The organism is Bradyrhizobium sp. PRIMUS42 (genome assembly GCF_023006515.1).
In the GTDB taxonomy this organism is placed as follows: Bacteria; Pseudomonadota; Alphaproteobacteria; order Rhizobiales; family Xanthobacteraceae; genus Bradyrhizobium.
In genome coordinates this window covers 1-5,835 of record NZ_JALBGZ010000407.1, presented here as the reverse complement: position 1 = coordinate 5,835, position 5,835 = coordinate 1, and the positions used below count along the sequence as shown (strand labels likewise).

General features: G+C 63.3%; 6 protein-coding genes, 1 pseudogene and 1 riboswitch. Of the genes and pseudogenes, 3 read left to right on the top strand and 4 right to left on the bottom strand.

All coding sequences use genetic code 11. From position 1 onward, the window contains the following. On the bottom strand, positions 1 to 407 hold a 407-nt coding region (locus MOV75_RS24950; protein WP_247006777.1), incomplete at its 3' end, for an MFS transporter. 52 nt (positions 408 to 459) lie between these two features. Next, positions 460 to 536: riboswitch (Fluoride riboswitch) on the bottom strand. Between the two features lie 313 nt (positions 537 to 849). Between MOV75_RS24950 and MOV75_RS24945 the strand changes: the two genes are divergently transcribed. After that, the gene (locus MOV75_RS24945; RefSeq protein WP_247006776.1) at positions 850 to 1,713 is read left to right on the top strand and encodes a DUF1194 domain-containing protein; all 864 of its coding nucleotides are present in this window, start codon (positions 850 to 852) and stop codon (positions 1,711 to 1,713) included. Between the two features lie 178 nt (positions 1,714 to 1,891). Continuing rightward, positions 1,892 to 2,527: a hypothetical protein gene (locus MOV75_RS24940; protein WP_246924811.1), complete on the top strand. Its 636-nt coding sequence runs from the start codon at positions 1,892 to 1,894 to the stop codon at positions 2,525 to 2,527. Between the two features lie 12 nt (positions 2,528 to 2,539). On the opposite strand, the gene MOV75_RS24935 is transcribed toward MOV75_RS24940, so the two are convergent. Next, positions 2,540 to 3,313 (bottom strand): enoyl-CoA hydratase/isomerase family protein, encoded by a 774-nt coding sequence (locus tag MOV75_RS24935; RefSeq protein ID WP_247006775.1) that lies wholly within the window; start codon positions 3,311 to 3,313, stop codon positions 2,540 to 2,542. 243 nt (positions 3,314 to 3,556) lie between these two features. On the opposite strand from MOV75_RS24935, the gene MOV75_RS24930 reads away from it, so the two are divergent. Then, positions 3,557 to 4,327 (top strand): tetratricopeptide repeat protein, encoded by a 771-nt coding sequence (locus MOV75_RS24930; protein WP_247006774.1) that lies wholly within the window; start codon positions 3,557 to 3,559, stop codon positions 4,325 to 4,327. Between the two features lie 50 nt (positions 4,328 to 4,377). On the opposite strand, the gene MOV75_RS24925 is transcribed toward MOV75_RS24930, so the two are convergent. Further along, a complete protein-coding gene (locus tag MOV75_RS24925) occupies positions 4,378 to 5,352 on the bottom strand; it encodes a type II secretion system F family protein (protein ID WP_246931168.1) in 975 nt (324 codons plus the stop codon). A 9-nt stretch (positions 5,353 to 5,361) separates the two neighbouring features. Then, positions 5,362 to 5,736 (bottom strand): annotated as a pseudogene (locus MOV75_RS24920) (type II secretion system F family protein); the annotation flags it as partial. Positions 5,737 to 5,835: the final 99 nt, after the last annotated feature.

Below are 5,835 nucleotides of genomic sequence, written 5' to 3'. Positions count from 1 at the left end.
CCGCGAATGCCCTTGCCGACGCGGTCGATGAAGCGCGCCGCCACCAGCCATCCGACGCTGGGCGCGAGTGGGAACAGCGGTTTTGTCACCGCGGCAAGTCCGTAGCCGAGCGCTGCGAGCAGCTTGCGGCGGCCGAGCCAGTCGGACAATGCGCCGGAAAAGATCTTGGTGATCGAGGCCGTCGCCTCCGCAATGCCCTCGATGAAGCCGACGGTGAGCGTCGAAGCGCCGAGCACGGTGACGAGATAGATCGGCAGCAGCGCATGGATCATCTCCGAGGAGATGTCCATCAGCATCGAGACGAAGCCGAGCACCCAGATTCCCCTGGGCAGCCCCGCACGCTCGGCATTCGGTGTCGTCGTCGTCACGCCTTCGCCTTCGTCACCAGACAACAAAAAACCCGCCATTGGCGGGTTTGTCCACGCTCCCGCCGAAGGCAGAGGCTCAAAGATTGCCCCTCCTCAAGCAGGAGTCATCAGCCCACACGGTCATCGACCGCCGGGCGGTTATCGGGGGACTCCATCCCCATCTGTACGGCCAACCTAGCACGGAAATCGCTTCGGACAAGTGGGCGGGGCTCTCTGTCCCGCGGTTCGTCGTCCGGCTTCGCGCACCATGAGCCCGATGATGCGAGCGACCGGGCGTGTCCAGCGGCGCGAGCGTGGCAACACGGCGGCAGCTTTGCGCAAGGCGTGCAGATCCCCGGCTCGCAATCCTTCACTCGCAGATCCTTCACTTGCAGATCCTTAACTTGCAGATCCTTAACTTGAATGTGAAGCACAAGCGATCTTCGCGCTTTGCGGCAAGGCGATTGCATGTCACCATCGCGTCATACGACGGGAGGCTGCGATGCGCTTGCTGTTCTCGATCGGGGCTGTGTTGGTTGCCGGCATGCTTGCCGGAGGGGACGTCGCGGGCGTCGCGGCACCAGGGCCAAAATTCGAACCGTCCAAACATCAGCCGCAGCGGCTTGCGGGCGACAGAGACGCGCAGACGGTCGACGTCGAGCTGATCCTCGCGGTTGACGTGTCCTACTCCATGGATATGGATGAGCTCGCGATCCAGCGCGAGGGCTATGCGCAGGCGATCCAGTCGAAGGAGTTCCTCCAGGCTCTGAAGCTCGGTCCGAACGGCCGGATCGCCGTGACCTATTTCGAGTGGGCTGCCTCGAGCGACCAGAAGATCATCATTCCCTGGCGGCTGGTCGATGGCCCGGAGACGGCGGATGCGGTCGCCGCCGAGATCATGAAGACGCCGATCCGGCGCGCCTCGCGCACCTCGATCTCCGGCGCGATCACTTTCGCGATGCCGCTGTTTGACGAGGATCCCTATCGGGGCTTGCGGCGCGTGATCGACATTTCCGGCGACGGCCCCAACAACAATGGCGGCCCGGTCACGGTGGCGCGCGACGCCGCGCTGGAGAAGGGCGTCGTCATCAACGGCCTGCCGATCATGGTCAAGGAGCCGTCCTATTCGACCATGGATATCGACAATCTCGATTTCTACTACGAAGACTGCGTCATCGGCGGTCCCGGCTCTTTCGTCATCACGATCAAGGATCGCGACAAGTTCAAGGAAGCGATCCGCACCAAGCTGCTGATGGAGGTCGCCGGCCGCACGCCGGAGCGCCCCACGATGCGCGTTGCGGACAAGGAGCCGCGCGTCAATTGCCTGATCGGCGAGAAGATCTGGTCGGACCGCTGGGGCCGCTGATAGCGCACCTCCGTTGGGACCTTTCGCCTCATCTCGTCCGGCGGTTGAATTTAACCGCTCGTTAACCGGCACATGGCCCTAATCAGGTTGTTTCAGTTCGTTTCCGACCGCTGTCTGACTTTGCTGTCGGGCGCGCGAACGAGAGCGGGTTCATCGAACCCGTCCACCGAGCAATCCAATGGCCGTCGTCACCTCGAGCACCAGCCAGATCTCGCCCGCCAACGAGCGGGTGTTTCACCAGAGCAGGCTGGTCGGTGAATGGAAGGGCAATTGGGTCGGCAACAACCAGCCCGTCAGCTTCAAGGTCGTCAACATCCGCGGTGCCCGGGCGCAGGTCGAGTACACCCATAATGGGCAGACCGAGCGGGGTTTTGCCGAGGTCAGCGGCGCGCTGATCACCTTCGGCGGGGTCACGGTCGGCACCAAGGACGGCAAGAACATGGTGCTGCTGTTCTCGGCGGGCGGCGCTGGCAAGCAGACCGCCAATCTCGAGAAGCAGGCGCCGCCGCCTTCCGACAGCCGCCTCATGGGAAGCTGGGGCGGATACTCCAGCGACAACGGCAAGAGCGCGAGCTTCAAGGTGCTCTCGGTCAACGGCAAGGAAGCCCAGGTCAGCGTCACCACTGACGGTGTCACCCGCCAGGGCACCGGCACCGTCTACAAGAACGTCATCATGTTCGGGCAGGCGCAGATCGCGACCGATGACGGACAGAACGGCAAGGTCATCTACCAGGTCGGCACGAAATCCTTCATGGTGCCGGTGACGAAATATCCACCGGCCGATACGTCGTCTACTCTCGACCGAACCGCTTGAGCGCTGCCGCCCTTACCATTTCGGCGGCCGCTTCTCCACGAACGCCCGCAAGCCCTCCTGCGCCTCAACCGACGTCGCGACGTTGCAGAAATCGTCCACGGCGCTTGCGATGCTGCGTCGATAGTCGAGATCGATCTGGCGCATGAAGGCGGCGCGGCCCATCCGCAGCACTGCGGCCGATTTGGCGGAGAATTGCGCCGCAAGCTTCAGCACCTCCGCCTCGAGTTCGGCGTCACCGACGACGCGGTTGACCACGCCGAGTTCGCGCGCCTCGGCGGCGCTGAAGACCCGGCCGGTGAACAGCAGCTCGAAGGCACGATGGCGTCCGACGATGCGCGGCAGATGCGCGTAGTGGATCGCCGGGATGACGCCGACGTCGATCTCGGGATAGCCGAACGTCGCGCTCTCGGCTGCCAGCACGACGTCGCAGGACACCGCCATGGTCATGCCGCCGCCCCGCGCCGCACCACCGACCGCGGCGATTGACGGCTTTCCCAGCCCGTACTGAGCATCGTAGAGGTCGATATAGAGCGCCTGGAGGAATTCGCGGATCTCGGCGCCGGGCTTGCGGAGCAGGATGTCGAGATCGAGGCCCGCCGAAAAGCGGTTGGGTATCGCACTCGCCAGCACGACCACGCGGGCATCCGGATCGTCGGCCGCGCGGCGGAACGCCGCGACCACCGCGCGGATCACCTCGAGGCTCAGCGCATTGACGGGCGGGCGGCGCAGCGTGATGCGGGCGATGTTGTCGACACGTTCGTATACGACAGGATTGTCGGATGTCACCGCATTCTCCATATTTTCAAACTGCCGCCCCTCTCGGCAGCGGATCAATCAACAGCGGCGGACTCGTGCCGCCTTGTCCGACCGGCAGCTTATGTTGCCGCGCAACCTGTGCAAGTCCTCGGGCCTGCAAGCCGGAACTGAAGCAATAACCGAAGCCGGCTCTGCTGGCATTTGCGACATCCGGAGAGTATGATTTGCGGGAATTTTGACGGTAGCCTGCGAGATCTTTGACGGTAGCCTGGAATGTCGAGCTTCGCTTCTTCACGCGTCCTTGCAACTCTATTCGCCGTACTTTGCCTGACCGGAGCGCCGGTTCATGCGCAGGTCGCGCCGCTGAGGTATTGGATTCCGGGCGGGCCTTTCGGCCTCAGTGGCGGTGCCGGCCAGAGCTCCGATACCTACGGCAACTTCACCAGCTTCAATGCCAGCGATGCCGATTGGCGCACCAACTCGGCGAATGGTTTCTTCGTCGGAAGCCAACGCGCCAATGTGGGTTTGAGCGGCTTCAACCAAGCGGGATCGGCCGGCAATTTCAGCGCGCTCTCCTATGACAGCACGGCGTTCGGTTACAACACCAAAACCGCGGGCGGCATGCCGGTCACGTTCTTTGCCGGCTTCGACACGCTGAAATACAACGGCGGTATCGGCAGCTCGCTCGCGCCGCTCACCTCCAGCGCGGCGCCCGGCTATGGCGCGTTTGCGGGGGTCGAATTCAAGCCGACTTCCAATCTCAGCCTGTCCTACATGTTGTCGCGAGACTTGCCCAAGGCCGAAGAGGCGCTGCGGCAGGCCTACGCTTCGCCGCGCGCAAGCACCCGGGTGCGGCAGAACCTGGGCCTCGTCGTCGGTCTCCAGGGCCGCTTTGCGGAAGCCGAGACCATCGTGAAGGCAGATCTGCCACCGGATCAGGCTGCGGCCAACGTCGCCTATCTCAAGGACATGCTCAGCCGCAGCGAGGGCCCGCGCGGCGGGCCGAAGCGGACGCCGGTCGCCTCGCTCAGCCAGCCAGACTGATCAGATCCCCCGACTTTGACGTAAGGGGCGGACCGCGCGGTCTGTCCGCCTCAGTGCAGCTCGGTGATCTTGATGCCGGTCGGCCCGAGAATGACGACGAACAGCACCGGCAGGAAGAACAAGATCATCGGCACAGTCAGCTTCGGCGGAAGGGCGGCGGCCTTCTTCTCGGCCTCGTTCATGCGCATGTCGCGGTTTTCCTGCGCCATGACGCGCAAGGAATGTCCGAGCGGGGTGCCGTAGCGCTCCGCCTGCTGAAGCGCGAGACACACCGACTTGACGCCCTCGAGGCCGGTGCGTCGCGCCAGGTTCTCATAGGCGACCTTGCGATCCTGCAGATAGGACAATTCGGCCGTGGTCAGCGTGAACTCCTCCGAGAGCGCGATCGACTGTCCCACGATCTCGGTGGCGACTTTCCGGAACGCCATCTCGACCGACATGCCGGATTCGATGCAGATCAGGAGCAGGTCGAGCGCATCGGGAAAGGCGCGCTTGATCGAGAGCTGGCGCTTGGAAATCGCGTTCCTGAGGAACAGCATCGGTGCCTGCAAGCCGAGATAGGCGGCGCCGACGCAGATGCCAATCTTGATCGGCATCGTCTGCTCCATATGCGCGATGCCGAAAACGTAGATGACGGAGCCGATGAAGAGCACGATCGGCGCGACCATGCGGGCAAACAGGAAGGTGATGTAGGGCGCATGGCCGCGGTAGCCCGCCATGATGAGCTTGTCTCGCGCAGCCTCCTGCGCGAGCCATTTGGTGAGGTTGAAGTCCTCGACGACCTTGGAGACGAGCTGCTTCGGGGTTTGGCGCAGCGAGACCTTTTCGTTCTTGTGAAGGCGCTCACGCTCGCGCTGCCGAATGCGCTCGCGCTCGCTCGCCACCGCCTTCATGCGCTTGGAGAGCCCCTCGCCGGCAAGCAGTGGCATCACCAGCGTATACACGGTGGCGCTGGCGGCAATGGCCGCCAGCAGCATGGTCATGAAGCGAACGTCGTGCAGTTTCGAGACGAGGAAATCGACCATACGGCACCGTCAGAAATCGAAGTTGATCATCTTCTTCATCACCATGATGCCGATCGACATCCAGACGACGCAGCCGACCAGCATCAGCTGGCCGGTGGGATGGGTCCAAAGCAGCGAGATGTATTGCGGCGTCGTGAGATAGACGAGGAACATCACGATTGGCGGCAGCGAACCGATGATGCCGGCCGAAGCCTTGGCTTCCATCGACATTGCCTGGATCTTCTCTTTCATCTTCTTGCGGTCGCGCAGCACCTTGGAGAGGTTGCCGAGCGCTTCGGAAAGGTTGCCGCCGGACTTCTGCTGGATCGAAACCACGATGCCGAAGAAATTGGCCTCGGGCAGCGGCATGCGCTCGTAGAGCCGCGAGCAGGCTTCGCCGACTGGTCCAGCGTGCAGAAACGATCCAAAGGGCGCCTACATTCCCCTCGTCGATATTCCGCCTCTGCTCCGGGACGCCGCGATCGCCTATGCGCAACCCGACTT